At 34.3% G+C, this 21,356-nt stretch carries 33 protein-coding genes and 2 pseudogenes; 31 read left to right on the top strand and 4 right to left on the bottom strand.

The annotated features are described in order from the left end of the window. The first annotated feature begins 34 nt into the window (after positions 1-34). The 5 genes from waaC to CIGNP85_RS04730 are packed head-to-tail and all read left to right on the top strand — an operon-like array spanning position 35 to position 4,886. A complete protein-coding gene (gene waaC / locus CIGNP85_RS04710) occupies positions 35-1,000 on the top strand; it encodes a lipopolysaccharide heptosyltransferase I (RefSeq protein ID WP_086225293.1) in 966 nt (321 codons plus the stop codon). Continuing rightward, positions 993-1,856, top strand: a complete 864-nt coding sequence (locus CIGNP85_RS04715) for a lipid A biosynthesis lauroyl acyltransferase (RefSeq protein WP_086287192.1) — start codon at positions 993-995, stop codon at positions 1,854-1,856. The genes waaC and CIGNP85_RS04715 overlap by 8 nt, the downstream gene beginning before the upstream one ends. Next, complete coding sequence (locus CIGNP85_RS04720) at positions 1,853-2,923, top strand: glycosyltransferase family 9 protein (RefSeq protein ID WP_086225295.1); 1,071 nt, start codon at positions 1,853-1,855, stop codon at positions 2,921-2,923. The genes CIGNP85_RS04715 and CIGNP85_RS04720 overlap by 4 nt, the downstream gene beginning before the upstream one ends. A 36-nt stretch (positions 2,924-2,959) precedes the next feature. Further along, positions 2,960-3,982: a glycosyltransferase family 4 protein gene (locus tag CIGNP85_RS04725; RefSeq protein WP_086287196.1), complete on the top strand. Its 1,023-nt coding sequence runs from the start codon at positions 2,960-2,962 to the stop codon at positions 3,980-3,982. Then, positions 3,966-4,886, top strand: a complete 921-nt coding sequence (locus tag CIGNP85_RS04730) for a glycosyltransferase family 9 protein (protein WP_086243364.1) — start codon at positions 3,966-3,968, stop codon at positions 4,884-4,886. Before CIGNP85_RS04725 ends, CIGNP85_RS04730 begins: the two co-directional genes overlap by 17 nt. A 7-nt stretch (positions 4,887-4,893) precedes the next feature. Here CIGNP85_RS04730 and gmhA read toward each other — a convergent pair whose 3' ends face one another. The 4 genes from gmhA to gmhB are packed head-to-tail and all read right to left on the bottom strand — an operon-like array spanning position 4,894 to position 8,296. After that, complete coding sequence (gmhA, locus tag CIGNP85_RS04735) at positions 4,894-5,451, bottom strand: D-sedoheptulose 7-phosphate isomerase (protein WP_086234761.1); 558 nt, start codon at positions 5,449-5,451, stop codon at positions 4,894-4,896. A gap of 9 nt (positions 5,452-5,460) precedes the next feature. Beyond that, entirely contained in the window at positions 5,461-6,837 is a 1,377-nt protein-coding gene (gene rfaE1 / locus CIGNP85_RS04740; RefSeq protein WP_086226592.1) for a D-glycero-beta-D-manno-heptose-7-phosphate kinase, read from the bottom strand. Beyond that, a complete protein-coding gene (gene rfaD, locus CIGNP85_RS04745) occupies positions 6,837-7,802 on the bottom strand; it encodes an ADP-glyceromanno-heptose 6-epimerase (protein ID WP_086287198.1) in 966 nt (321 codons plus the stop codon). Before rfaD ends, rfaE1 begins: the two co-directional genes overlap by 1 nt. Continuing rightward, on the bottom strand, positions 7,799-8,296 hold the full coding sequence (gene gmhB, locus CIGNP85_RS04750; RefSeq protein ID WP_086287200.1) for a D-glycero-beta-D-manno-heptose 1,7-bisphosphate 7-phosphatase: 498 nt from the start codon (positions 8,294-8,296) through the stop codon (positions 7,799-7,801). The genes rfaD and gmhB overlap by 4 nt, the downstream gene beginning before the upstream one ends. Before the next feature lie 161 nt (positions 8,297-8,457). On the opposite strand from gmhB, the gene CIGNP85_RS04755 reads away from it, so the two are divergent. From CIGNP85_RS04755 to secY, 26 genes and pseudogenes are all read left to right on the top strand, one after another. Further along, positions 8,458-8,766: a c-type cytochrome gene (locus CIGNP85_RS04755; protein ID WP_086225302.1), complete on the top strand. Its 309-nt coding sequence runs from the start codon at positions 8,458-8,460 to the stop codon at positions 8,764-8,766. A gap of 113 nt (positions 8,767-8,879) precedes the next feature. Next, a complete protein-coding gene (locus CIGNP85_RS08525) occupies positions 8,880-9,335 on the top strand; it encodes a hypothetical protein (protein ID WP_236845595.1) in 456 nt (151 codons plus the stop codon). Between the two features lie 49 nt (positions 9,336-9,384). Then, positions 9,385-9,669: pseudogene (locus tag CIGNP85_RS04765) on the top strand (trimethylamine-N-oxide reductase TorA); the annotation flags it as partial. After that, complete coding sequence (locus tag CIGNP85_RS04770) at positions 9,665-9,850, top strand: helix-turn-helix domain-containing protein (RefSeq protein WP_086232670.1); 186 nt, start codon at positions 9,665-9,667, stop codon at positions 9,848-9,850. The pseudogene CIGNP85_RS04765 and the gene CIGNP85_RS04770, both read left to right, overlap by 5 nt. A 291-nt stretch (positions 9,851-10,141) precedes the next feature. Next, a complete protein-coding gene (locus CIGNP85_RS04775; RefSeq protein ID WP_086287204.1) occupies positions 10,142-10,603 on the top strand; it encodes a hypothetical protein in 462 nt (153 codons plus the stop codon). Between the two features lie 1,043 nt (positions 10,604-11,646). Continuing rightward, positions 11,647-11,958 (top strand): 30S ribosomal protein S10, encoded by a 312-nt coding sequence (gene rpsJ / locus CIGNP85_RS04785; RefSeq protein ID WP_002847957.1) that lies wholly within the window; start codon positions 11,647-11,649, stop codon positions 11,956-11,958. A gap of 18 nt (positions 11,959-11,976) precedes the next feature. Next, entirely contained in the window at positions 11,977-12,555 is a 579-nt protein-coding gene (rplC, locus tag CIGNP85_RS04790; protein WP_086225385.1) for a 50S ribosomal protein L3, read from the top strand. After that, on the top strand, positions 12,552-13,166 hold the full coding sequence (gene rplD / locus CIGNP85_RS04795; protein WP_063997497.1) for a 50S ribosomal protein L4: 615 nt from the start codon (positions 12,552-12,554) through the stop codon (positions 13,164-13,166). The genes rplC and rplD overlap by 4 nt, the downstream gene beginning before the upstream one ends. A gap of 2 nt (positions 13,167-13,168) precedes the next feature. Next, the gene (locus CIGNP85_RS04800) at positions 13,169-13,450 is read left to right on the top strand and encodes a 50S ribosomal protein L23 (RefSeq protein ID WP_086225386.1); all 282 of its coding nucleotides are present in this window, start codon (positions 13,169-13,171) and stop codon (positions 13,448-13,450) included. Between the two features lies 1 nt (position 13,451). Continuing rightward, positions 13,452-14,282 carry a 50S ribosomal protein L2 gene (rplB, locus tag CIGNP85_RS04805; RefSeq protein ID WP_086226585.1) on the top strand — a complete coding sequence of 277 codons (831 nt, stop codon included), beginning with the start codon at positions 13,452-13,454 and terminating at the stop codon, positions 14,280-14,282. A 2-nt stretch (positions 14,283-14,284) separates the two neighbouring features. Then, a complete protein-coding gene (rpsS, locus tag CIGNP85_RS04810) occupies positions 14,285-14,566 on the top strand; it encodes a 30S ribosomal protein S19 (RefSeq protein ID WP_086225388.1) in 282 nt (93 codons plus the stop codon). A gap of 9 nt (positions 14,567-14,575) precedes the next feature. Further along, positions 14,576-14,908, top strand: a pseudogene (gene rplV, locus CIGNP85_RS04815) (50S ribosomal protein L22); the annotation flags it as partial. Positions 14,909-14,915: 7 nt separating this feature from the next. Further along, a complete protein-coding gene (gene rpsC, locus CIGNP85_RS04820; RefSeq protein ID WP_086228532.1) occupies positions 14,916-15,614 on the top strand; it encodes a 30S ribosomal protein S3 in 699 nt (232 codons plus the stop codon). After that, complete coding sequence (gene rplP / locus CIGNP85_RS04825; RefSeq protein WP_086225391.1) at positions 15,614-16,039, top strand: 50S ribosomal protein L16; 426 nt, start codon at positions 15,614-15,616, stop codon at positions 16,037-16,039. The genes rpsC and rplP overlap by 1 nt, the downstream gene beginning before the upstream one ends. Further along, complete coding sequence (rpmC, locus tag CIGNP85_RS04830; protein WP_086225392.1) at positions 16,026-16,211, top strand: 50S ribosomal protein L29; 186 nt, start codon at positions 16,026-16,028, stop codon at positions 16,209-16,211. The genes rplP and rpmC overlap by 14 nt, the downstream gene beginning before the upstream one ends. A gap of 22 nt (positions 16,212-16,233) precedes the next feature. Further along, entirely contained in the window at positions 16,234-16,479 is a 246-nt protein-coding gene (gene rpsQ / locus CIGNP85_RS04835) for a 30S ribosomal protein S17 (RefSeq protein ID WP_407712977.1), read from the top strand. Further along, the gene (gene rplN, locus CIGNP85_RS04840; RefSeq protein ID WP_086225394.1) at positions 16,479-16,847 is read left to right on the top strand and encodes a 50S ribosomal protein L14; all 369 of its coding nucleotides are present in this window, start codon (positions 16,479-16,481) and stop codon (positions 16,845-16,847) included. Before rpsQ ends, rplN begins: the two co-directional genes overlap by 1 nt. Further along, positions 16,847-17,080, top strand: a complete 234-nt coding sequence (gene rplX / locus CIGNP85_RS04845) for a 50S ribosomal protein L24 (RefSeq protein WP_086225395.1) — start codon at positions 16,847-16,849, stop codon at positions 17,078-17,080. Before rplN ends, rplX begins: the two co-directional genes overlap by 1 nt. A 2-nt stretch (positions 17,081-17,082) precedes the next feature. After that, positions 17,083-17,625 carry a 50S ribosomal protein L5 gene (gene rplE / locus CIGNP85_RS04850; protein WP_086225396.1) on the top strand — a complete coding sequence of 181 codons (543 nt, stop codon included), beginning with the start codon at positions 17,083-17,085 and terminating at the stop codon, positions 17,623-17,625. Between the two features lies 1 nt (position 17,626). Continuing rightward, positions 17,627-17,812 carry a type Z 30S ribosomal protein S14 gene (locus tag CIGNP85_RS04855; RefSeq protein WP_038452543.1) on the top strand — a complete coding sequence of 62 codons (186 nt, stop codon included), beginning with the start codon at positions 17,627-17,629 and terminating at the stop codon, positions 17,810-17,812. A 10-nt stretch (positions 17,813-17,822) separates the two neighbouring features. Then, positions 17,823-18,218, top strand: coding sequence for a 30S ribosomal protein S8 (rpsH, locus tag CIGNP85_RS04860; RefSeq protein ID WP_086225397.1), 396 nt, complete (start codon positions 17,823-17,825; stop codon positions 18,216-18,218). A 103-nt stretch (positions 18,219-18,321) separates the two neighbouring features. Then, positions 18,322-18,858, top strand: a complete 537-nt coding sequence (gene rplF / locus CIGNP85_RS04865; RefSeq protein ID WP_086234755.1) for a 50S ribosomal protein L6 — start codon at positions 18,322-18,324, stop codon at positions 18,856-18,858. Between the two features lie 9 nt (positions 18,859-18,867). Continuing rightward, on the top strand, positions 18,868-19,224 hold the full coding sequence (gene rplR / locus CIGNP85_RS04870) for a 50S ribosomal protein L18 (protein WP_086234754.1): 357 nt from the start codon (positions 18,868-18,870) through the stop codon (positions 19,222-19,224). Between the two features lie 14 nt (positions 19,225-19,238). Beyond that, positions 19,239-19,682 (top strand): 30S ribosomal protein S5, encoded by a 444-nt coding sequence (gene rpsE, locus CIGNP85_RS04875; protein ID WP_086225400.1) that lies wholly within the window; start codon positions 19,239-19,241, stop codon positions 19,680-19,682. Between the two features lie 9 nt (positions 19,683-19,691). Next, positions 19,692-20,093 carry a 50S ribosomal protein L15 gene (rplO, locus tag CIGNP85_RS04880; RefSeq protein WP_086234753.1) on the top strand — a complete coding sequence of 134 codons (402 nt, stop codon included), beginning with the start codon at positions 19,692-19,694 and terminating at the stop codon, positions 20,091-20,093. Further along, a complete protein-coding gene (gene secY, locus CIGNP85_RS04885; RefSeq protein ID WP_086229577.1) occupies positions 20,093-21,355 on the top strand; it encodes a preprotein translocase subunit SecY in 1,263 nt (420 codons plus the stop codon). Before rplO ends, secY begins: the two co-directional genes overlap by 1 nt. Position 21,356 lies beyond the last annotated feature (1 nt).

Consider the following 21,356-nt stretch of genomic DNA (forward strand, 5'->3'; position numbering starts at 1 on the left):
GATAAAATAATAGCAAAAAATCTTGGAAAATTAGTTGAAAATAGCAATTATTAGACTCTCAGCTCTTGGTGATATAGTTCATACAAGCATTGTTGTGCAATTTATCAAAAAGCATTTTAAAGATGCTAAAATTAGCTGGTTTGTAGATGAAAAATTTAGTAGTATTGTTCATCTTTTAGATGGCGTTGATGTTATCACACTTCCTTTAAAGGATAAAAAATTTATTAAAAGTTTTAAAATTCTTAGAGAATTTAGTAATCATTTTGATCTTATTATAGATTTTCAAGGCCTTATAAAATCAGCCCTTGTAGCTAAAGTTTTAGGTAGCAATATAGCTGGATTTGATAAAAATAGCATAAAAGAGCCACTAGCTTCTATATTTTATAAGAGTAAGTTTAAAATTGATTATAATGAGAATATTATAAGGCGAAATTTGGCTCTTGCTAGCGCTGCTTTGGGCTTTAGCTTTAATGATAATGATATCAAGCAAAAATCTGCTTGTTTCATCTCAAATATAAAGCCTAAACCATCTAAAACTATTTTAATAGCACCATTTGCAAGCGAAATGAGCAAATGCTATGATAAGTTTAATGAAGTTATAAATTTGCTAAAAGATTATGAGATTAATATCATATCAGCAAATGCTAAAGAGTATGAACTTGCTAGTAAAATTGCTTATAATACCCATGCTAAAGTACTTAGTCCTATGAGTTTATCTAAGGTAATAGATTTTATGCAAAGCGTAGGACTTGTAATTGGCAATGATAGCGGTATAACTCATCTAGCTTGGGCTCAAAATAGAGCTAGTATCACTCTTTTTGGAAATCGACCAAGCCATAGAAATAGCTTTATCACGCCTATAAATCATACTATTGATACAGGCAAAAAAATCGATGCAAGAAATATAGATAAGAGCGATTACTGCATAAATGAGATATCACCAATTAATATAGCAAATTTAGCAAAAAATATTTTAAATTCTGAGCTTTTAAATGGTTGATTTTTTATATTTATGGCTATATTATATGCTTAGATTTATCGCAATCTACACTCCAAAAGCTATTCAAAATATATTTTTTGATCTACTTGCAAAATGCTTTTATAAATTTGATAAAAAACATACAAATATAATGCGAATTAATCTAAAAATGTGTAAATTTGAGAATATAGAAGAGATTATTTTACAAACTTATCGCAATTTTGCTCACTTTGGCGTGGAGTTTTTACGCAATCAAAATAGCACAAAAGAGCAAATTTTATCTAAAGTTGAATTTAAAAATGCTCAAATTTTAGATAAATTCAAAGATCGTCCAATTATCATCACCACTGCACATTATGGCAATTGGGAGCTTTTTAGCCTTGCGATGGCAGCTAAATTTGGCCCTGTAAGCATTGTAGGTAGAAACCTTGATAGTCCTGTGATGGATAGAATTTTAAGCAAAAATAGAAGTAGATTTAATATAGAAGTAATTCCTAAAAGTGGTGGTGCAAGAGCGATTATGAAAGCATTGCAAAATAGAAGGCTTCTTGGCATTTTAGTTGATCAAAATGTAGATATTAGAGATGGAGTAGAGTGTGAGTTTTTTTCTAATCGTATCTCGCACACACATGCTGCTAGTATCTTTGCTACTAAGCTTAATGCAATAATAATCCCAGCTTTTATCAAAAGAGTTGGCGATAAAAATGAGATTAGCTTTTATGACCCAATAGATATCAATCAACTAAATGGCGATAAAATCAAACAAGCCACACAAGCCCAAAGTAGCGCTACTCAAGATATGATAAAAAGCAAGCCAGATGAGTACTTTTGGATGCATAAGAAATTTAAACAGTTCTACCCAGAGATTTACAAATGAAAATTTTAATTATTAAATTTAGATTTATAGGCGATGTGCTTTTAACTACGCCATTAGTTGCTAATCTTAAAACCCATTATCCTAATGCTTCTATACACTTTGCTTTAAATCAAGGAACTCAAGCAGTAATACAAAATAATCCACAAATTGATAAAATCCATATCTATGATAGAGGCACTATTAAAAAATCTAATATATTTAAGCGAATTTGGCTTGAGTTAAAATACGCCTTAGAGTTAAGAAAAGAGAAATTTGATATAGTAATAAATACTGAAACTAGCGATCGTGGGATATTCTTAGCTAAATTTAGCGGAGCTAAAACCATAGTATCACGCAAAGGAACAAACCAAATTCTAAACAAACTCATAACTCACGAATCCAAATCAAACGGCCATATCGTAATGCAAAATTTATCTGCCATTAATGCTTTGGGTAAAGATATTATCACTACTAAAGTAAATTTATATTTTAATAATTATGATTTAAATTTACCAGATTATTTTATCCATATTCATCCTATGGCTAGGTTTGATTATAAGTGTTTAAGCAATGAAGCAGTAGCTAAAATTATTGATTTTTGCGAAATTGAGCTAGATAAAAGAGTTGTGCTAACCTGTGATAAAAATCCAAATGAGATAAGCAAAATGAAAAATATCTTATCACTTTGTAGCTCAAACCCAATTGTATTTATGGGAAATTTAAGCTTAGATGAAGTGGCATTTTTAAGCTCTAAATCAAAGCTATATATCGGTACTGATACTGCTATAATGCATATGGCTGCAGCCAATGATGTGCCGTGTATAGCTATTTTTGGGCCTAGTTATACATCTGCTTGGGGTCCATGGGATAATTCAAAATCCAAAAGCCTCTATCAAAGCAAAGGAGGGATTCAAAAAATGGGTATTCACACTGTAATTCAAAATAATTTAAAGTGCGTCCCATGCGGTCTAGAAGGGTGCAATAATTCTGGTGTGAGTGAATGCTTAAATAGTTTAGATATTAACTGGATAAAAAATGAAATAAAAAACCATTTTATTACACAAAGTCAACAAAATTTAAATAAATAAACCAATTTATAAGCCTAGCTATGTTAAAATCAAAAAATGAAAAATATATCAATCTTAGAAATAAGCTTTTCTAGCAAAAATCAGAGGTTTATCGAGCGCTTAAAAGCTGCTTTAAATTCGCTTAAATATACTACTATATCTAAAAATTATAGTGGCATTAAAGCTAAAACTAGCCTACTGGGGCCGCTTAAAATCAATAATATAGCCAAAAAGCAAAAGGGCAATGAGTTTTATATCTGTTTAGATAGATTTGATAGTGCTGATATATATTTAGCCAATGATGGTGTACAAAAAATTTATAAAAAGCTTTATAAATTTTGGTTTTTAAGCTTTTCAAATTTCATCGCTGGTCAAATTGAGAAAAAATGCGTCCAAAACGCTACTAAAATTATAGCAAATTCAAATCTAACTCGCTTTGGATTAGAGACTGTTTATAATCTAGACCCAAATAAATTAGTTACTATTTATCCAGGAATCACACCTCCAATTCAAATCCAAAAAGGCAGAGCCAAGATGCGTTTATGTAATGAGCTTGGGCTTAATATGGAATTGCCAATTATACTATTTGTATCAGATAATTTTAGGATTGATGGAGCTGGGGAATTTATTGAGCTTTTAAGTCGTTTGGAGACCAAGGTAAATGCACTTATTATCGGTAGCGATAAAGCTGTTTTAAAATATAGAAAAATTGCCCAAAATCTTGGTGTTACAGTTATTTTCCGTCCATCTCAAACTATAATGAATCACTACTATGAAGCAGCTGATATATTTGTTTTGCCATCGCATTATAACTCATTTAGCAATCAACTCTTAGAAGCACTTAGCTATGGTTGTGCGTGTTTTACTACTGAACAAAATGGAGCTAGTGAGATTTTAGGTAGTGAGTTTATTATGAAGGATGCTAGTGATCAAAGTATAGATGAATATATAAATCTTTTGCTAACAGATCATGATCTACTTTTAGAGATTTCAGGGCAAAATAGCGAATTAGCACGTGAATTTAGCGTTGAAAAGAATCTAAATGAAATTCTAAAGGTTATTGGTGAGAGTATTCATTGAGTTGCCAACATGGCTTGGCGATGGGGTAATGAGTAGTGCTGCTATTGCAAATATTAGGGCAAATTTTAAAGATACAAAATTAACATTTTTTGGCTCTGCGGCTAGTACAGCTCTATTTGCTAATCTTGGCGATATTATAATAGATGAGTCCAAAAAATCCAAATTTCGCCTAGCATATCTATATAAATTAGCCAAATCCCAGCCTAAATTTGATGCATTTATCAGCTTTAGAAGTCATCTAGCCTCAAAGGCTTTGGCATTTTTTATTCACGCTCCAAAAAGTGGAGTATATAGGCCAATTAATAAAAATGACCATTTAGTAGTTGATTATCTAAATTTTAGTTCAAAAGCCCTTAATATTGGTATTTTAACCAATGAAATGGAGTTAAGCTTTACCCCACAAATTTATACTAGGCCGACTCTAGGGCTAAATCCAGGCGCAACATATGGAAGTGCTAAAAGATGGTATCCTAGCTATTTTGCTCAGGTTGCTATGGAGTTAGCAGATAAATTTGATATTTTGATTTTTGGTGGAAATGGCGAGATAGAGATTTGTGATGAGATTAGCTATATTTTGACTAAAAGCGGTATATCGCATATAAATCTTTGTGGTAAAACTAGTATAAAAGAGTTAGCTAGTTATATTGCTGGACTTGGGCTTTTTATTACTAATGATAGCGGACCAATGCATATCGCAGCTGCTTTTAAGGTGCCAACAGTTGCACTATTTGGCCCAACTAACTTTACTAGAACTAGCCCATATAATAACCCAAAAGCAAGACTAGCACATCTAAATTTGCCATGTATGCCATGTATGAAAAGAGTCTGTCCGCTAGGCTCTCATGAGTGTATGAAAGAGCTAAAACCAGCCCTTGCATTAGAGCTAGCTAGACAAATTATATAATTTAAACTCAAAACGCTCCATCTACTGCAGCGCAAATAGTGTGAATTATTAAGATATGCATCTCTTGAATTCTAGCTGTATCATTAGAAGGCACAACTACATTTATATCACATAACTCATTCATTGCTCCACCATCTCTGCCACTTAATCCTATGGTTTTAATGCCCTTTTGTTTTGCAATCTCAAATGCTTTTAATACATTTTTGCTATTACCGCTTGTACTTATACCTATTAGTAAATCTCCGCTATTTCCTACGCCACTAAGCTGTCTTGCAAAAATTTCATCATATCCATAGTCATTACCAATTGCAGTAAGCGCTGAAGTATCAGTAGTTAATGCAATTGCTGGAAGAGAAATTCTCTCGCTCTTATATCTACCAGTTAGTTCTGCTGCAAAGTGTTGTGCATCAGCTGCGCTTCCTCCATTACCACAAATTAAAATTTTATTTGAGTTTTTTAGCGTTGCTACTACTGTATTTGCTACACTCATCACCGCTTCATCTATGGACAAAACTCTATTTGCCACCTCTAAATGTGCTTTTAATTCATCTGTAAATATACTCATTTTAGCCTCTTATTTTTTGATTTTTTCTATTATTTTTGTGGTGCTTTTGCCCTCAATAAACTCTATTAACTCAACTCTTTTAGCAAATTCACTACCTACTATCTCTTTGTCTTTATAGTCTGCACCTTTTACTAATATATCAGGTTTAATTGCTTTGATTAACTCATGTGGAGTTAGCTCATCAAATATCACGACAAAATCGACAAACTCCATCGCACACAACATCGCAGCCCTATCATATTGCACATTTACTGGCCTATCTTTGCCTTTTAACTCTCTTACTGAATTATCTGAATTTAATCCTACTACTAATATATCGCCAAGCATTTTAGCCTTTTGCAAGTAGCTGATATGACCAATATGCATAATATCAAAACAGCCATTGGTAAATACTAAAGTTTTACCACTTCTATCAACCTTTAAAAGCTCATCAAGTTTGACAATTTTACGCTCAAAACCAATTTTTTTACTCTTTAGATTCTCTATTTCGCCCCAGCTTGCATCTGCACTTCCTACCTTACCTACAACTACTGCTGCGGCCAAATTTGCATTATCTATCGCCTCTTCTATGCTCATCTTGCTAGCTAAGCAATAACCCAAAGTAGCTAGTACGCTATCACCAGCACCGGTTACATCAAAAACCTCTTTAGCAAGAGCTGGAAATTTCTTAACCTCATCGCTTAAAAGCCCAATCCCATCTTCGCTAAGAGTGATTAAAGAGTACTCTAATTCATAGTTTAATTTCATACTTTTTAAAGCCAATTCCAAGCTTTCATCGCTATCTATAGAAAATCCTAACGCCTCGCTTGCTTCTTTTTTATTTGGGGTTAAAAGTGTCGCACCTTTATATTTACTATAATCCTTACCCTTTGGATCTACTAATACCATCTTATGATTATTTTTAGCAATTGATATTATCTGCTTGGTTAAGTAATTACTCAATACACCCTTACCATAATCACTTAGCAAAACAATATCATAACTAGCTAAAATATCTGCAAATTTACTGACAATCTCGTCAGCACAATTTATATCACTTATACTCTCAGTATCTAGCCTAATTACTTGCTGATGTGATACCATTATACGACTTTTTTGGCTAGATTTTCTTCCACTTTGAGATAAAACTAACTCAGCCTTAGCTCCACGAGCATCTAAAAGCTCTAAAATTTCTTTACCTAAATCATCATCGCCAACTACACTTACTACGCCTACTTCTGCACCAAGAGCGATCAAATTTGATACTACATTACCACAGCCGCCAAGCCTTTTAGTTTCATTTTTGATATTTACTACTTGCACTGGGGCTTCTGGGCTTATGCGATCACAACTACCCCAGATATAGTGATCAATCATTAAATCCCCAACTACTAAAACCTTAGCCATTATTTAAACTCACTATTATAAATTCTTTTTATTGCTGGTAGATAGTCTTTTATAGCATCTTCTAAGCTCCATCTAGGCTCATATTTTAATCCAGTTCTTGTAGGTTCAATATCAGCTTGTGTAAAGAATTGATACTGTGATGCAAATGGATTAGCAATATACTCATTACCTAAATTTACGCCAATCTCACGCTGTAAAATATCGGCAATATCTTGAAAACTTCTAGCATTGCCCGTGCCGACATTATAGACTCCGCTATCGCCATTTATCGCTAATTCATTGGCTAAAATTATATCTTTTATATAGACAAAATCCCTTTTTATCTTATCGCTACCTTCAAAAAGCCTTGGTGCTTTTCCACTTAAAATTTGAAGCCCAAACTGCAATATCATAGAGGCAGTTTTATTTTTATAAAACTCTCCATCTCCATATACATTAAAATATCTAAGCCCTACAATATGAAGTCCAGTTTTAGCATTAAATTCACGCCCCATCTCATCCATCATAAGCTTACTAAATCCATAGACATTGGCCGGATTTTCACCTACACCTACACTTTGTGGGCTTGGTGCATCTCCATATGTAGCACCGCTACTAGCATATATTAGCTTTGAGCCATTTTCATAAGCAATATCAATAATATCTTTAAATGAATTTAAATTCACCCTCATTATCTCATCTTGTTCAGCCACAGTTGTATCAGATATAGCAGCCTCATGATATATCACATCGGGCTTAAACTCTCTCATCTTTTTAATAGTATCTCTATCGCATATATCTCCGCAATGAATTTGGCCTTTAAAGCCGATCAAATTTTTATAATGACCAAAACTTTTTAAATTTCCATTACTAAAAGTCTCATTAGAGCGAAATTTATCCACTACTAAAACCTCATGTTTATCCATAAAATATTTAGCCAAATTTGATCCTATAAATCCAGCTCCACCAGTTATTAATATCTTCATTTTTGTCCTTTTATATGCTCTAAAACTTCTAATACGCTTTTAAATTCATCGCCGATTAAATAGCCTTTTTCTACTCCAGCTCTTCGTGCTGATTCTAAATCGCTTGGCTTATCTCCTATCATTAATGAATCTTTTAAACTAATATTAAATTCATCTAAAGCCTGCAATATCATTCCAGGTTTAGGCTTTCTGCAATTACAATCATTGCTTGGAGTGTGAGGACAATGGTATATTTTTTTAATCTCAATACCATAAGATTTAAACTCATCAATCATATACTTGCTAAGCTTTGCAAAATCATCTTCACTATAATATCCCCTACCAATTCCAGATTGATTTGTAACTACAAAAATCTCATATCCAAGCATCATAAATCCAGCCAAAGCCTCAAAAATTCCAGGCATAAACTCAAAATCTTCTATACGATAAACATAACCAGGATCTTTATTTATCACCCCGTCACGATCTAAAAATAGTGCTTTAATCTTTTCCATAGGTTGATTTTATCTATTTTTAGTTTAAATTCACTTAATATAGATGAATTTATCCAATAATCGCTAACTAAAAATTAAAAATTTAATTCTAGTATTTAATCTAAAATTCAGAATATTGCCACTATAATACTCTTTTAAAATCTCTCAAAAAAGGATATAAAATGAAAAAAATAGTTCTATTAGTTGCATTAACCTGTGTTGGCGCATTCGCTGCTGATGGTGCTGACATTTACAAAAAATGTGCAGTTTGTCATGGTGCTAAAGCTGAAAAAAAATATCTAAATAAAGTTCCAGCTCTAGTTGATGCAGATCCAGCTCAAAGATTAGCTGATATGAAAGCTTATAAAGCTGGTGCTCTAAATGATGGTAAAGGCAAAATTGGCATGGGTGCTATCATGAAAGGTCAAATGGCTACTTTAAGCGATGCTGATATGGCAGCAGTTAATGACTATATCTCTACACTTAAATAATTCTATCTAGCTAGCATTTGCTAGCTAGGCTTTTAATTTATTTTTATATATTCATTTAAATCAATCACAATAGATATTTTCACTCTCTAGCTCATTAGGTCAAGCCATATCTAATGGTAATGATGCAAGCTGAAATGATGAATGGTGTAAGCGATAAAACTGGTGTAAGAGTTGAAGTTAATAATACTCAAATTTTTGGCGTGGTTGTTACTGGTACAATTAAAGATTTTATGATTAATGGCATAACTATTGGAAATATTACCGTAAAAGCTAATGATTCTGGCAAGTGGGACGAGGTTAAAGTAATAGCCTATACTATAAAAGATAACCTAGAAAAAGTTCTAAAACTTATGCTAGATAGAGCTAAGCAGACATATCAAGAGAGCTGTTCAATCTGCCATCATTTGCACAAAGAGAGTCAATATAATTCAAATCAGTGGCCATCGCTATTTAAATCAATGCTATCTCGTACTCCAATTGATAAAAAAGATGAGTTGCTAATAATTCAATATCTACAAAAAGTTTCAAAAGGAGATATCAAATTAAAACCAATAGAAGAGAATTTTTAAAACTAGGCGCAGCTTTAAGTCTTGCTCCAATGCTTCCTAGCAATCTATAGTAAAAGATGGTAAAATCATAAGTTCTAAACCCTATCAAGTGCTATAAAAAATCCCAAATCCACTTCAAGATACAATGGCAGATTTAGTATATAAAACTAGAATTACTGCTCCAATGGTAAGAAAGAGTTATCTAGAAAATCCAGATAGTCCAAAACCTGAATTAAGAGGTATAGATGAGTGGGTAGAGGTAAAATACGAAGATGCTATTAAGCTAGTAGCAAGAGAGTTTAAAAAGACAAGAGCACAAAAAGGTATGCAAAGTATATTTGCAAGAAGCCATGGATAGTATAGTAGTGGTAAATTACACAATCCTAGAATTTTGTTGCGTTGAGATTCCATTTTCTATTGCTACGCTATCTAATCTTTTAGGTGCACAAAGACAGAGTGTATCGACTGTATTTAATAAACTTATTAAAACCGGAAAGCTTATTAAATATGGCAAGAGTAGTTATATTATCTCTTGAATTTAATATTTATTGCAAAGTGCGTTAAAAATTTACATTAAATTACTTTATTATTATAATTTTTAATCATTAAATAATTATATTTAAGCTATTTTTTTTTGAATACAATAACGAAAATTTTATATAAAAAGAGCGAATATGGGCTGGGCTTTTTTGATTTCTTTAATCGTGTCATTTATGGTTGTTAATAATGATTACCTGCAATCTACAAGCAAAGATTTTTCTGCATTGACTATTTTAGTAACCATTATGCTAGGCATTATTTGGTTAGTTTCATAAAAAGGAGTAATTATGGGAATTTTTTGGGGTATCGTTTTTGCTATTTTTATTCTTATAGCAATGTTTAAATTGGGAAAAGCTTGGTCTTTTACACAAAAAGTAGATGATGATATTGAATTTTATATACAAGAATATATAAAATTTAGAGAAGAACTATTTGCTCACTCGCAATTATTGCCACCTGAATCAGTAGAAAAACAGAGGGAAAAATTTTATGCAGAATGTCGTGCGATAAATAGATACAAATTCGCTAAAGTGGTAAAAATTATACTTTCGCGTATCGAAAGTTATTTTCATAAAGATGATATTTTGTTTTATTTAAATTCTATTATATGGGATTATCATTATAGAAAGGGAGATGGGTGCTTTGGAAATGGAGTACCTTTAGATGGCTTTTTATTAGGTAAATTAATATCTGATACAATTAAAAATCATTCTATGAATGATGGTAATATATTAAAATTAATTCGTTAGCCTTAAATTTATCATTGGAGCGTTGTCATTGCGAGCCTTACGCCAGGAAGGCGTGGCAATCTTTTTAAAAAAAGCGTTACTTTTAAATTTACACTATCACGCCTTATATTTGCAAAACCCACAACGGAAAAGATTTTTAAATTTAGCTAAATCATAGAATTTAAAGCTACTCCACCAAACAAAGTCCATGTGTAAAAGGTGTATCGATATTTATTTTTCCGTTCATTAGGATTTTATTAGCTCTGCATCGCTCTCTCTTTGTTCTAGCTGTTTTTGGCGTCTTTGCTCATCGATTTTAAGGATTATCACTACATCAGCAAAGTTTATTCTTACTGGATTTGCACAGATATAAAAAATTATTTTGACATATGAAGGTAGAAATTTTGTAAATGGTTTTAAATTATATTTTAGATTGTGTTGAGGGAGGGGTATTGCGAATTTTAGGGCGCACAATAAATAAGGTTTAAGCTCATCACATTATCATCTATGACGGCGATTTGGTACGGGGCAAAGTTACCAAAGCCTTTTTTGCGAATTGTCTTGCCAAGTGTGCTTTTGCCGCTACCACATAGCCCAGTTAGTGCTACTATTAGTCGTGGTTTTTCTTTTAATGTTTGAATACAAATTTGATTTCATTGCTCAAGTAGTTGCGAGCGATTTTGATATATTTTCATTAATTACCTTTTTAATTTATGTTAATTATATCTAAAATTTGATTGTAAATTAGATAAATTTAATGTTATATAAAAATTACTTAATTAGCTTTACAATCTTTTAGTAATAATAACATAATGCTATAGATTATCTAAATTTAAATTTCATTCTAATATTTAAAATATTCCTTATAAAAAGGAAAAAAATAAAACAAAATTTGCAAAAATAGCGCTAAAATTTGATTTTAAAACTTTATTTGGGTATAATTCGCATCTTTTGATGAGAAGCGTAAGCTTTGCTTGTATGCTTGATTTTGTTTATAAGCCTCTACAAGAGCATTATATCAAAAGGTCGCAAGTTGGCGATAAGTTATTTTTAAAGGAAAAAATATGGAAAGAATTAGGCTTAAGCTAAAAGCTTATGACCACAGAGTTCTAGACCGCACAGTTGCAGCCATCGTAGAAGCTGTCAAACGCACTGGTGCCGATGTTCGTGGGCCAGTACCTATGCCTACAAAGATTAAACGCTATACAGTGTTAAAATCTCCACATGTAAATAAAGATTCTCGTGAGCAATTTGAGATGAGAATTCACGCTCGTATGCTAGATATCGTAGCAGCTACGCCTGATACAGTTGATAGCCTAACCAAGCTTGACTTAGCTCCAGAAGTTAATGTCGAAGTTCGCGCTATGGGCAAGTAAGCATAAAAGGAAGAGATGATGGAATATATCGTAGAAAAAATAGGTATGAGCAGAACTATCTCAAACCCAAGCACTCCTGTTACATTGCTTAGACTTTTACCAGCTAAAGTATGCGAAGTAGGCGAAAATAGCAGAGCTATCGTAGCATATGCGCACACAAAAGCAAATAACAAAGCTATAAAAGGTCAGCAAAAAAAATATGGTTTAAGTAGTGAATTTAACCAATTTGCGACTCTAAGCGTAGCAAATAGCGAAGCTGGGGATTTAGATACTACTCCACTAAATGAAGCAAAAGTTTTAAAAGTTAGCTTTAATACAAAAGGTAGAGGCTTCCAAGGTGTTATAAAAAGACATGGATTTTCAGGTGGTCCTGCGAGTCATGGTTCGAGATTTCACCGCAGACCAGGTTCTATAGGTAACTGCGAATGGCCAGGCCGTGTCCAACCAGGTAGAAAAATGGCCGGACACTATGGTAATGAAAAAACTACCGTTAAAAACGAAGTTGTAAGTTTTGATAGTGCTAATGGAATTTTAGTATTAAAAGGCTCAGTTCCAGGATTTAATGGTGCGATGGGTAGAGTAAGGATAGTTAAATGAGTAAAATAGCAGTTTTAAATGATAAATTTGAAAAAACAAGTGAATTAGAACTTCCAGCTAGTTACGCTGAAGTAAATTCGCACAATTTATATCTCTATGTCAAAAGCTACCTTGCTAGTATGAGAGCAAACTCAGCCCACACAAAAGGTCGCTCAGATGTAAGTGGTGGCGGTAAAAAACCTTGGCGTCAAAAAGGCCGTGGTGGCGCAAGAGCTGGTTCAACTAGAACAAATGTTTGGGTTGGCGGTGCTGTGGCATTTGGTCCTAAAAATAATAGAAATTATAATCAAAAAGTTAATAAAAAACAAAAAAGATTAGCGCTTGAATTTGCTCTAAACGAAAAAGTAGCAAATGGCAAATTTTATGCAGTAGATAGTATCGCTATCGAAAGTGGCAAAACAAAAGACGCAGCAGCTATCATCAAAAAACTAGGCGTTAGAGATGCGTTAATCATCAAAAATGAGCTTGATGCTAAGACTCTTTTAGCATTTAGAAACCTAGCAAATTGCTATGTAATTGATGCTAGTGAAGTAAATGCATATTTAGTCTCAGTCTATAGTGCGGTTATAGCAGAGAAATCAGCACTACAATCAATAGTAAAAGAGGGCTAAAAATGGCAGATATAACAGATATCAAAACTATAGTATATACAGAAAAAACTCTTGGCCTTCAAGAACAAGGTGTAGTAGTGATCCAAACTTCACCAAAAATGACTAAAAATGGCCTAAAAGAGGTATTAAGAGAGTATTTTGGTGTAACGCCACTTAGAGTAAATTCACTTAGAATAGACGGCAAAGTTAAGCGTTTTAGAGGTAGAGTTGGCGTAAGAAACGATTATAAAAAATTCTATGTCAAATTACCAGATGGCGTAAGCCTAGCAAGTCAGGAGGCATAAGATGGCAATAAGAAGTTTTAAACCTTATACCCCAAGTAGAAGATTTATGACAAGTCTTAGCAGCGAAGATATCACAGCTAAAGCTAGTGTAAGAAGCCTACTTGTTAAAATTCCTGCCGCAGCTGGTAGAAATAACAATGGTAGAATCACAAGTCGCCATAAAGAAGCAGGTGCTAAAAAATTATATCGTATAATTGACTTTAAGCGTCGTAAATTTGGAATTCCAGGCAAAGTTGAAGCTATTGAGTATGATCCAAATAGAAATTGCCGTATCGCTCTAATCTCATATGTAGATGGTGAAAAAAGATATATTATCCGCCCTAGTGGCTTAAATGTAGGTGATGTTATCAGTGCAGCCGAAGCCGGTCTTGATATAAAACCAGGCAACGCTATGAAGTTAAAAAGCATTCCAGTTGGTACAATCGTCCATAATATCGAGCTAAAACCAGGCAAAGGTGCTCAAATGGCAAGAAGTGCAGGTGGATATGCTCAACTTATGGGTAAAGAAGAAAAATATGTAATCCTAAGACTTCCAAGCGGTGAAATGAGACAAGTACTAGCTGAATGTATGGCTACAGTTGGCGTAGTTGGTAATGAAGATTGGGCAAATGTAACTATAGGTAAAGCAGGTCGCAATCGCTATAGAGGTATCCGCCCACAAACTAGAGGTAGTGCGATGAACCCAGTAGATCACCCACACGGCGGTGGTGAAGGTAAGAAAAATTCAGGTCGCCACCCAGTTACTCCATGGGGCAAACCAACTAAAGGTGCTAAAACTCGCCGTAAAAAAGCTAGTGATAGACTTATAATTTCTAGAAGAAAGGGTAAATAACGATGGCTAGATCGCTAAAAAAAGGTCCTTTTGTAGATGACCATGTAATGAAAAAAGTCATCGCTGCAAAAGCCGCTAATGATAATAAACCAATCAAAACTTGGTCAAGAAGAAGCACAATTACACCTGAAATGATAGGTTTGACATTTAATGTGCATAATGGCAAAAGCTTTATCCCTGTATATATAACAGAAAATCATATAGGTTACAAGCTAGGCGAATTCGCTCCAACAAGAACATTTAAGGGTCACAAAGGCTCTGTTCAGAAAAAAATAGGTAAATAAGGGGAAGTTATGAGTAGAGCGATTATTAAATTCATCAGACTATCTCCAACAAAAGCTAGATTAATAGCTGATGAAGTTCAAGGTATGAATGCTGAATTAGCATTAGCTAGCCTTAGCTTTATGCCAAATCGTGGCGCAAAATATATCGCAAATGCTATCAGCTCAGCTGTAGCTAATGGCGGATTTGAGCCTGAAGAGGTAGTTGTGAAAAGTTGTAGAGTAGATGCAGGTCCTGTCTTAAAAAGATTCCGCCCAAGAGCAAGAGGAAGCGCAAGTAGAATTCGCAAACCTACTAGCCATATCTTAGTAGAAGTAGCTAGACCAGCAAAAACAGAGAAGGAAGCATAAAATGGGACAAAAAGTTAATCCAATAGGTCTTAGACTAGGTATAAACAGAAACTGGGAGTCTAGATGGTTTCCATCAAAAGCAACTCTTCCAGAAAGCATAGGCGAAGACTATAAAATAAGAAAATTCCTAAAAGCTAAGCTATATTACGCTGGTGTTAGCCAAATTTTAGTTGAAAGAACAGCTAAAAAACTAAGAGTTACAGTAGTTGCGGCTCGTCCTGGTATCATCATCGGCAAAAAAGGCGGCGAAGTAGAAAATTTAAGACTAGAAGTTGCTAAATTAGTTAATAAAGATGTAGCTATCAATATCAAAGAAGAGCGTAAAGCAGGAAGCTCAGCTCAATTAGCAGCTGAAAATGTAGCGATGCAACTTGAGCGTCGTGTGGCATTCCGCCGTGCTATGAAAAAGGTAATCCAAGGTGCTCAAAAAGCTGGTGCCAAAGGTATCAAAGTAAGCGTAGCAGGTCGTTTAGGTGGTGCTGAAATGGCTAGAACAGAGTGGTATCTTGAAGGTCGTGTGCCTTTGCATACTTTAAGAGCTAGAATAGACTATGGTTTTGCAGAAGCGCATACAACTTATGGCAATATAGGTGTCAAAGTATGGATATTTAAAGGCGAAGTATTACAAAAAGGTATCCAAGCTGATAAGAGTGAAGAGACAACTTCTAAAAAAGCAAAACGCGCTAGAAGGGGTAAATAATGTTATTACCAAAAAGAACGAAATATCGTAAAATGATGAAAGGCCGCAATCGTGGCTACGCAACTCGTGGTACAGCTCTAGCACTTGGCGAATTTGGATTAAAAGCCGTAGAAGCTGGTAGAATCAACTCTCGTCAAATAGAATCTGCTCGTCAAGCATATACTCGTCATGTTAAAAGACAGGCTAAAACTTGGATTAGAGTATTTCCAGATAAACCAATAACCAAAAAACCTTTAGAAACTCGTATGGGTAAAGGTAAAGGCGGTGTTGAAGAGTGGGTTATGAATATTAAACCAGGTAGAATAATATTTGAAATGGCTGGAGTATCTGAAGAGCTTGCTAGAGAGGCTCTGACATTAGCTATGCACAAACTACCATTTAAAACTAAGTTTGTAACAAGAGAGAGCGAAAATGAAATATACTGATATAAGTGGAAAAAATTTAAGCGAACTTAACGCTTTGTTAAAAGAGAAAAAGGTGCTTTTATTTACACTTAGACAAAAGCTAAAAACTATGCAGCTAACTAACCCAAATGAGATCCGTGAAGCTAAAAAAGATATCGCTAGGATCAATACTGCAATTAGTGCTGCGAAGTAAGGGGTAAATGATGGCAGTAGAAATGAAAAGAGAAATTCAAGGTGTCGTAGTAGCGATAGCTGGGAATAAAACTGCAACTATATTAGTTGAAAGAAGAGTTATGCACCCAAGATATCATAAATTCGTAAAACGCTTTAAAAAGTATCTAGTTCATGATGAAAAAAATGAGCTAAAAGTGGGAGATACTATATCAGCTGTTGAGTGCAGACCGCTAAGCGCTAGAAAAAAATTCCGCTTACAATCAGTTTTGAAAACAGGAGTTGAATAATGATACAAAGTTTTACAAGACTAGCAGTAGCAGATAATAGTGGCGCAAAAGAGTTAATGTGTATAAAAGTTTTAGGTGGTAGCAAAAGACGATATGCAAGCCTAGGTGATGTTATCGTTTGCTCAGTTAAGAAAGCTCTACCAAATGGCAAAATTAAAAAAGGTCAAGTGGTAAAAGCAGTAGTAGTAAGGACTAAAAAAGAGGTTCAAAGAGATAATGGATCGCTAATTAGATTTGATGAAAATGCTGCTGTTATACTTGATAACAAAAGAGAGCCAGTAGGTACTCGTATATTTGGCCCAGTGGGTAGAGAAGTAAGATATGCGAATTTTATGAAAATCGTATCTCTTGCACCGGAGGTTCTATAATGGCAGTAAAATATAAAATCAAAAAAGGCGATGAAGTAAAAGTAATCGCAGGTGATGATAAAGGCAAAGTTGCTAAAGTTTTAGCAGTGCTTCCTAAAAAAGGTCAAGTGATAGTAGAGGGTGTAAAAGTTGCTAAAAAAGCTGTAAAACCAAGTGAGAAAAATCCAAATGGTGGCTTTATAAGCAAAGAGATGCCTATTGATATTTCAAATGTAAGCAAAGTTGAGGGCTAAGTATGAGATTAAAAACTAAATACGCAGAGAGTATTAAACCGGCTTTGGTTAAAGAATTTGATATCAAAAATCCTATGCTTATTCCAGCGATTGAAAAAATTGTGATTAGCGTCGGAGCTGGCGAGGGTGCTAAGGATCAAAAATTACTTCAAAATATGGCTGATACAATATCTTTAATAGCCGGCCAAAAAGCAGTTGTTACAAATGCTAAAAAATCAGTTGCTGGCTTTAAAGTAAGAGAAGGCTTCCCAGTGGGTATAAAAGTAACTCTAAGAAAAGAGCAAATGTATGCATTCTTAGATAAACTAATTAGCATCGCACTTCCTAGGGTAAAAGACTTCCGTGGTTTGCCTAGAGATGGATTTGATGGTCGTGGTAATTATAACTTTGGTTTAAATGAACAACTAATGTTTCCAGAAGTTGTATTTGATCAAATTCTAAGAACACATGGTATGAATATAACTATAGTTACAACAACTAACGATGACAAACAAGCGTTCAAGCTACTTGAACTCTTTGGCATTCCATTTGCAAAAGGAAAGTAATATGGCAAAAAAATCAATGATAGCAAAAGCAGCACGCAAACCTAAATTTAGCGTGCGTGGATACACTAGATGTCAAATTTGTGGTCGCCCACACTCTGTTTATAAAGATTTTGGAATTTGCCGTGTGTGCCTAAGAAAAATGGCTAACGAAGGACTAATACCAGGTCTTAAAAAAGCAAGTTGGTAAGGGAAGCAAGATGATAAATGATTTAATTTCAGATGGATTAACACGCATTAGAAATGCGGCTATGAGAAGATTAGAGACTACTCAACTTCTACACTCAAATGTTGTTGAGGCGACTTTAAAAATTCTAGCACAAAAAGGTTATATTGAAAGCTACAATGTTATTGAAGAGAATAATAAAAAATTCATTAATGTAGTTTTAAAATATGACGAGCGTGGTAGAAGTGTTATCAATGAGCTAAAAAGAGTTTCAAAACCAGGCCGTAGAGTTTATCAAGGCAAAGATGAGATTAAAAGATTTAAAAATGGTTATGGGACAATTATCGTTAGCACAAGCAAAGGTGTTTTAAGCAATGATGAAGCACACAAAGCTGGTGTTGGCGGTGAGGTGCTTTGTACAGTTTGGTAATGGTGGAATTAGCCTTTTTAAATTTCAAAGGCTAATCTTTTTATGGTATTGGGTATCCATTCGCATAGCGTAGAAATACCCTAGACAAGTAAAAAGGAAAAATATGTCAAGAATTGGAAAACAGCCAATATCTATCCCAAGCGGTTTAGATGTTAGTTTAAATGGTGTAGTTTTAGTGTTTAAAAAGGGCAACGCTACTAAAGAACTAGACACTAAAGGCAATGTCAATGTAGAAGTTAAAGATGGTCTTATCACTTTTGCTAGCAAGGGCGATGATAGACAAAGCAGAGCTTACTGGGGTACATATCGTGCTTTGGCTAATAATATAGTAATTGGCTTAACTGCTGGATTTACTAGACAGTTAGAGATCAATGGTGTTGGTTATAAAGCTGCAGCAAAAGGCAAAGTATTAGAGCTAGCATTAGGCTTTTCTCACCCTATTAATTATGAACTTCCTGAAGGTGTAGAAGTAAGTGTTGAGAAAAACATTATCACTATTAAAGGTAGCGATAAACAAGTAGTAGGCCAAGTAGCAGCTGAAGTAAGAGGCTTTAGACCACCAGAACCTTACAAAGGTAAAGGTGTCAAATATGTTGAAGAGCGCATAATCCGCAAAGCCGGTAAAACATCTAAGAAATAAGGGTAAGCAATGGTAGCAAATGTATTAAAAAGAAAATTATCTCTAAGAATTAAGAGAAAAAGAAGAATAAGAGCTAAAATTAGCGGTACTGCGTCTTGCCCTAGAATTTCTATATTCAAATCTAATAGAACTCTATATGTCCAAGCGATAGAAGATATCAACGCTACTACGCTTTGTGCTAGTGATGGCAGAAAACTAGGCATAAAAGCAAATAAAGCCGGTGCGGCAGTGCTAGCTAAAGATATTGCTTCAAAACTAGAAAAAGCCGGAATTAAAGAAGCGGTATTTGATAGAAATGGCTATCTTTATCATGGTGTAGTTGCAGCATTTGCTGAAGCTCTAAGAGAAAATGGCATTAAGCTATAACGCAAGGATTGTTGATGGAAAAGTATAATAGAGAAGAATTTGAAGAAGTAATCGTCGATATCGGTCGTGTTACTAAGGTTGTAAAAGGCGGTAGAAGATTTAGATTTACAGCTCTTGTTGTTGTAGGTGATAAAAAAGGTCGTGTTGGATTTGGATTTGGTAAAGCCAAAGAGGTGCCAGATGCGATGAGAAAAGCTACTGATGATGCGTTTAAAAACATTGTAGAAGTCAAATTAAAAGGCAATACAATTCCTCACGATATCGAAGTTAAATACAACGCAAGTAGAATTCTACTAAAACCAGCTAGCGAAGGTACCGGAGTTATCGCTGGTGGTGGTGCTCGTCCAGTTGTAGAGTTGGCAGGTATCAAAAATATACTTACTAAATCTCTTGGTTCAAACAACTCTGCAAATGTCGTTCGTGCTACAATTAAAGCATTAAGTATGCTAAAAGGTTAAGGAGAGAGCATGGGACTAGAAAATTTACAAAAAGCTGCTGGCTCAACTCGCAACACTAAAAGAATCGGTCGTGGTCAAGGTAGTGGCTGGGGTAAAACGGCTACAAAAGGCGGTAAAGGTCAAACAGCTAGAAAAGGTTATAACGAAAAAAGAGGCTTTGAAGGTGGCCAACAACCACTTCAAAGAAGACTACCAAAAGTAGGCTTTACTTCTAAATTTGAAAAACCATATTCGATTAGCGTTGATAAAAATCCTGCTATTAAAGAGTTAAGCGAAATTACACTAGATACTCTTAAAACAGTACATAAATTCTCAAACAGCATTAAAAAAGTTAAGCTCATTGGTGCTGGTGCTAAAGATTTAGCAAGTAAAATAAAAGATGAGAATATAAAGGCAACTGGAAATAGCTAATGAACAGAGCATTAATCAACAAGATATTAATTACGCTTGGATTTTTGTTTGCTTACAGGGTGCTGGCTTATGTGCCAGTGCCTGGTGTAAATATTGATGTTATTAGGGAATTTTTTACTTCAAATAGCTCAAATGCGCTTGGTATGTTTAATATGTTTAGCGGCGGTGCTGCTGAGCGTTTAAGCATTATTTCGCTAGGCATTATGCCTTATATCACTGCTTCAATTATTATGGAGCTTTTAGCTGCTACATTTCCAAATTTAGGCAAGATGAAAAAAGAGCGTGATGGTATGCAAAAATATATGCAGATTATCCGCTATGCTACTATCGTAATTACCGTGATACAAGCTATAGGCGTAAGCATCGGATTACAAAGTCTAACTGGCAAAGATGGATCTAGTGCGATAATGATCGATACGAATTTATTTATCGGAATTAGCTGCGTATCTATGCTAACTGGCACGATGTTACTTATGTGGATAGGTGAGCAGATCACTCAAAGAGGTATTGGTAATGGTATTAGTCTTATAATCTTTGCTGGTATCGTAAGTGGTATCCCAAGTGCTATTGGCGGGACAATTGATCTAGTCAATACCGGCGAGTTAAATTTCTTAGTAGTTATAGCAATTGCTTTGATTATCCTAGCTACTGTTGGTGTGGTAATATATGTAGAGATGGGCGAAAGAAGGGTGCCTATTTCATATTCTCGTAAAACTGTTATGCAAAATCAAAATAAGAGAATAATGAATTACATCCCTATTAAAGTAAATTTAAGTGGTGTTATTCCACCGATTTTTGCTAGTGCTATTTTAATGTTCCCAGGGACAATTTTACAAGCAAGTACAAATGAGTTTATAGTAGCTATCAATGATTTTTTAAATCCAAATAGCTATTTTTTCAATATTTTAACATTTTTGTTTATTCTATTTTTTGCATATTTTTATGCTTCAATCACATTTAACGCAAAAGACATAAGCGAAAATTTAAAAAGACAAGGCGGATTTATCCCTGGTGTTAGACCTGGTGAAAGCACCGCTAACTTCTTAAATGAAGTAGCTAGCAGACTTACCTTAACTGGTTCTATATATCTTGGTCTTATCTCTACTTTGCCTTGGGTTTTGGTTAAATTTATGGGGGTTCCTTTCTATTTTGGTGGTACATCTGTATTGATTGTAGTTCAAGTAGCGCTTGATACTATGAGAAAGATAGAAGCTCAAGTCTATATGAGTAAATATCAAACTCTAAGTGCGGTTGGGCTATAAA

The sequence above is a fragment of the Campylobacter sp. P0085 genome (genome assembly GCF_002139495.1).
Classification (GTDB): Bacteria; Campylobacterota; Campylobacteria; order Campylobacterales; family Campylobacteraceae; genus Campylobacter; species Campylobacter devanensis.

Excerpts from the sequence above, each read along its gene's own strand:
- CIGNP85_RS04715 (WP_086287192.1), top strand. The coding sequence starts at position 993 with ATGGTTGATTTTTTATATTTATGGCTATATTATATGCTTAGATTTATC.
- CIGNP85_RS04720 (WP_086225295.1), top strand. The coding sequence starts at position 1,853 with ATGAAAATTTTAATTATTAAATTTAGATTTATAGGCGATGTGCTTTTA.
- CIGNP85_RS04725 (WP_086287196.1), top strand. The coding sequence starts at position 2,960 with ATGAAAAATATATCAATCTTAGAAATAAGCTTTTCTAGCAAAAATCAG.
- gmhA (WP_086234761.1), bottom strand. The coding sequence starts at position 5,451 with ATGAGTATATTTACAGATGAATTAAAAGCACATTTAGAGGTGGCAAAT.
- rfaE1 (WP_086226592.1), bottom strand. The coding sequence starts at position 6,837 with ATGGCTAAGGTTTTAGTAGTTGGGGATTTAATGATTGATCACTATATC.
- rfaD (WP_086287198.1), bottom strand. The coding sequence starts at position 7,802 with ATGAAGATATTAATAACTGGTGGAGCTGGATTTATAGGATCAAATTTG.
- gmhB (WP_086287200.1), bottom strand. The coding sequence starts at position 8,296 with ATGGAAAAGATTAAAGCACTATTTTTAGATCGTGACGGGGTGATAAAT.
- CIGNP85_RS04755 (WP_086225302.1), top strand. The coding sequence starts at position 8,458 with ATGAAAAAAATAGTTCTATTAGTTGCATTAACCTGTGTTGGCGCATTC.
- CIGNP85_RS08525 (WP_236845595.1), top strand. The coding sequence starts at position 8,880 with ATGGTAATGATGCAAGCTGAAATGATGAATGGTGTAAGCGATAAAACT.
- CIGNP85_RS04770 (WP_086232670.1), top strand. The coding sequence starts at position 9,665 with ATGGATAGTATAGTAGTGGTAAATTACACAATCCTAGAATTTTGTTGC.
- CIGNP85_RS04775 (WP_086287204.1), top strand. The coding sequence starts at position 10,142 with ATGGGAATTTTTTGGGGTATCGTTTTTGCTATTTTTATTCTTATAGCA.
- rpsJ (WP_002847957.1), top strand. The coding sequence starts at position 11,647 with ATGGAAAGAATTAGGCTTAAGCTAAAAGCTTATGACCACAGAGTTCTA.
- rplC (WP_086225385.1), top strand. The coding sequence starts at position 11,977 with ATGGAATATATCGTAGAAAAAATAGGTATGAGCAGAACTATCTCAAAC.
- rplD (WP_063997497.1), top strand. The coding sequence starts at position 12,552 with ATGAGTAAAATAGCAGTTTTAAATGATAAATTTGAAAAAACAAGTGAA.
- CIGNP85_RS04800 (WP_086225386.1), top strand. The coding sequence starts at position 13,169 with ATGGCAGATATAACAGATATCAAAACTATAGTATATACAGAAAAAACT.
- rplB (WP_086226585.1), top strand. The coding sequence starts at position 13,452 with ATGGCAATAAGAAGTTTTAAACCTTATACCCCAAGTAGAAGATTTATG.
- rpsS (WP_086225388.1), top strand. The coding sequence starts at position 14,285 with ATGGCTAGATCGCTAAAAAAAGGTCCTTTTGTAGATGACCATGTAATG.
- rpsC (WP_086228532.1), top strand. The coding sequence starts at position 14,916 with ATGGGACAAAAAGTTAATCCAATAGGTCTTAGACTAGGTATAAACAGA.
- rplP (WP_086225391.1), top strand. The coding sequence starts at position 15,614 with ATGTTATTACCAAAAAGAACGAAATATCGTAAAATGATGAAAGGCCGC.
- rpmC (WP_086225392.1), top strand. The coding sequence starts at position 16,026 with ATGAAATATACTGATATAAGTGGAAAAAATTTAAGCGAACTTAACGCT.
- rpsQ (WP_407712977.1), top strand. The coding sequence starts at position 16,234 with ATGAAAAGAGAAATTCAAGGTGTCGTAGTAGCGATAGCTGGGAATAAA.
- rplN (WP_086225394.1), top strand. The coding sequence starts at position 16,479 with ATGATACAAAGTTTTACAAGACTAGCAGTAGCAGATAATAGTGGCGCA.
- rplX (WP_086225395.1), top strand. The coding sequence starts at position 16,847 with ATGGCAGTAAAATATAAAATCAAAAAAGGCGATGAAGTAAAAGTAATC.
- rplE (WP_086225396.1), top strand. The coding sequence starts at position 17,083 with ATGAGATTAAAAACTAAATACGCAGAGAGTATTAAACCGGCTTTGGTT.
- CIGNP85_RS04855 (WP_038452543.1), top strand. The coding sequence starts at position 17,627 with ATGGCAAAAAAATCAATGATAGCAAAAGCAGCACGCAAACCTAAATTT.
- rpsH (WP_086225397.1), top strand. The coding sequence starts at position 17,823 with ATGATAAATGATTTAATTTCAGATGGATTAACACGCATTAGAAATGCG.
- rplF (WP_086234755.1), top strand. The coding sequence starts at position 18,322 with ATGTCAAGAATTGGAAAACAGCCAATATCTATCCCAAGCGGTTTAGAT.
- rplR (WP_086234754.1), top strand. The coding sequence starts at position 18,868 with ATGGTAGCAAATGTATTAAAAAGAAAATTATCTCTAAGAATTAAGAGA.
- rpsE (WP_086225400.1), top strand. The coding sequence starts at position 19,239 with ATGGAAAAGTATAATAGAGAAGAATTTGAAGAAGTAATCGTCGATATC.
- rplO (WP_086234753.1), top strand. The coding sequence starts at position 19,692 with ATGGGACTAGAAAATTTACAAAAAGCTGCTGGCTCAACTCGCAACACT.
- secY (WP_086229577.1), top strand. The coding sequence starts at position 20,093 with ATGAACAGAGCATTAATCAACAAGATATTAATTACGCTTGGATTTTTG.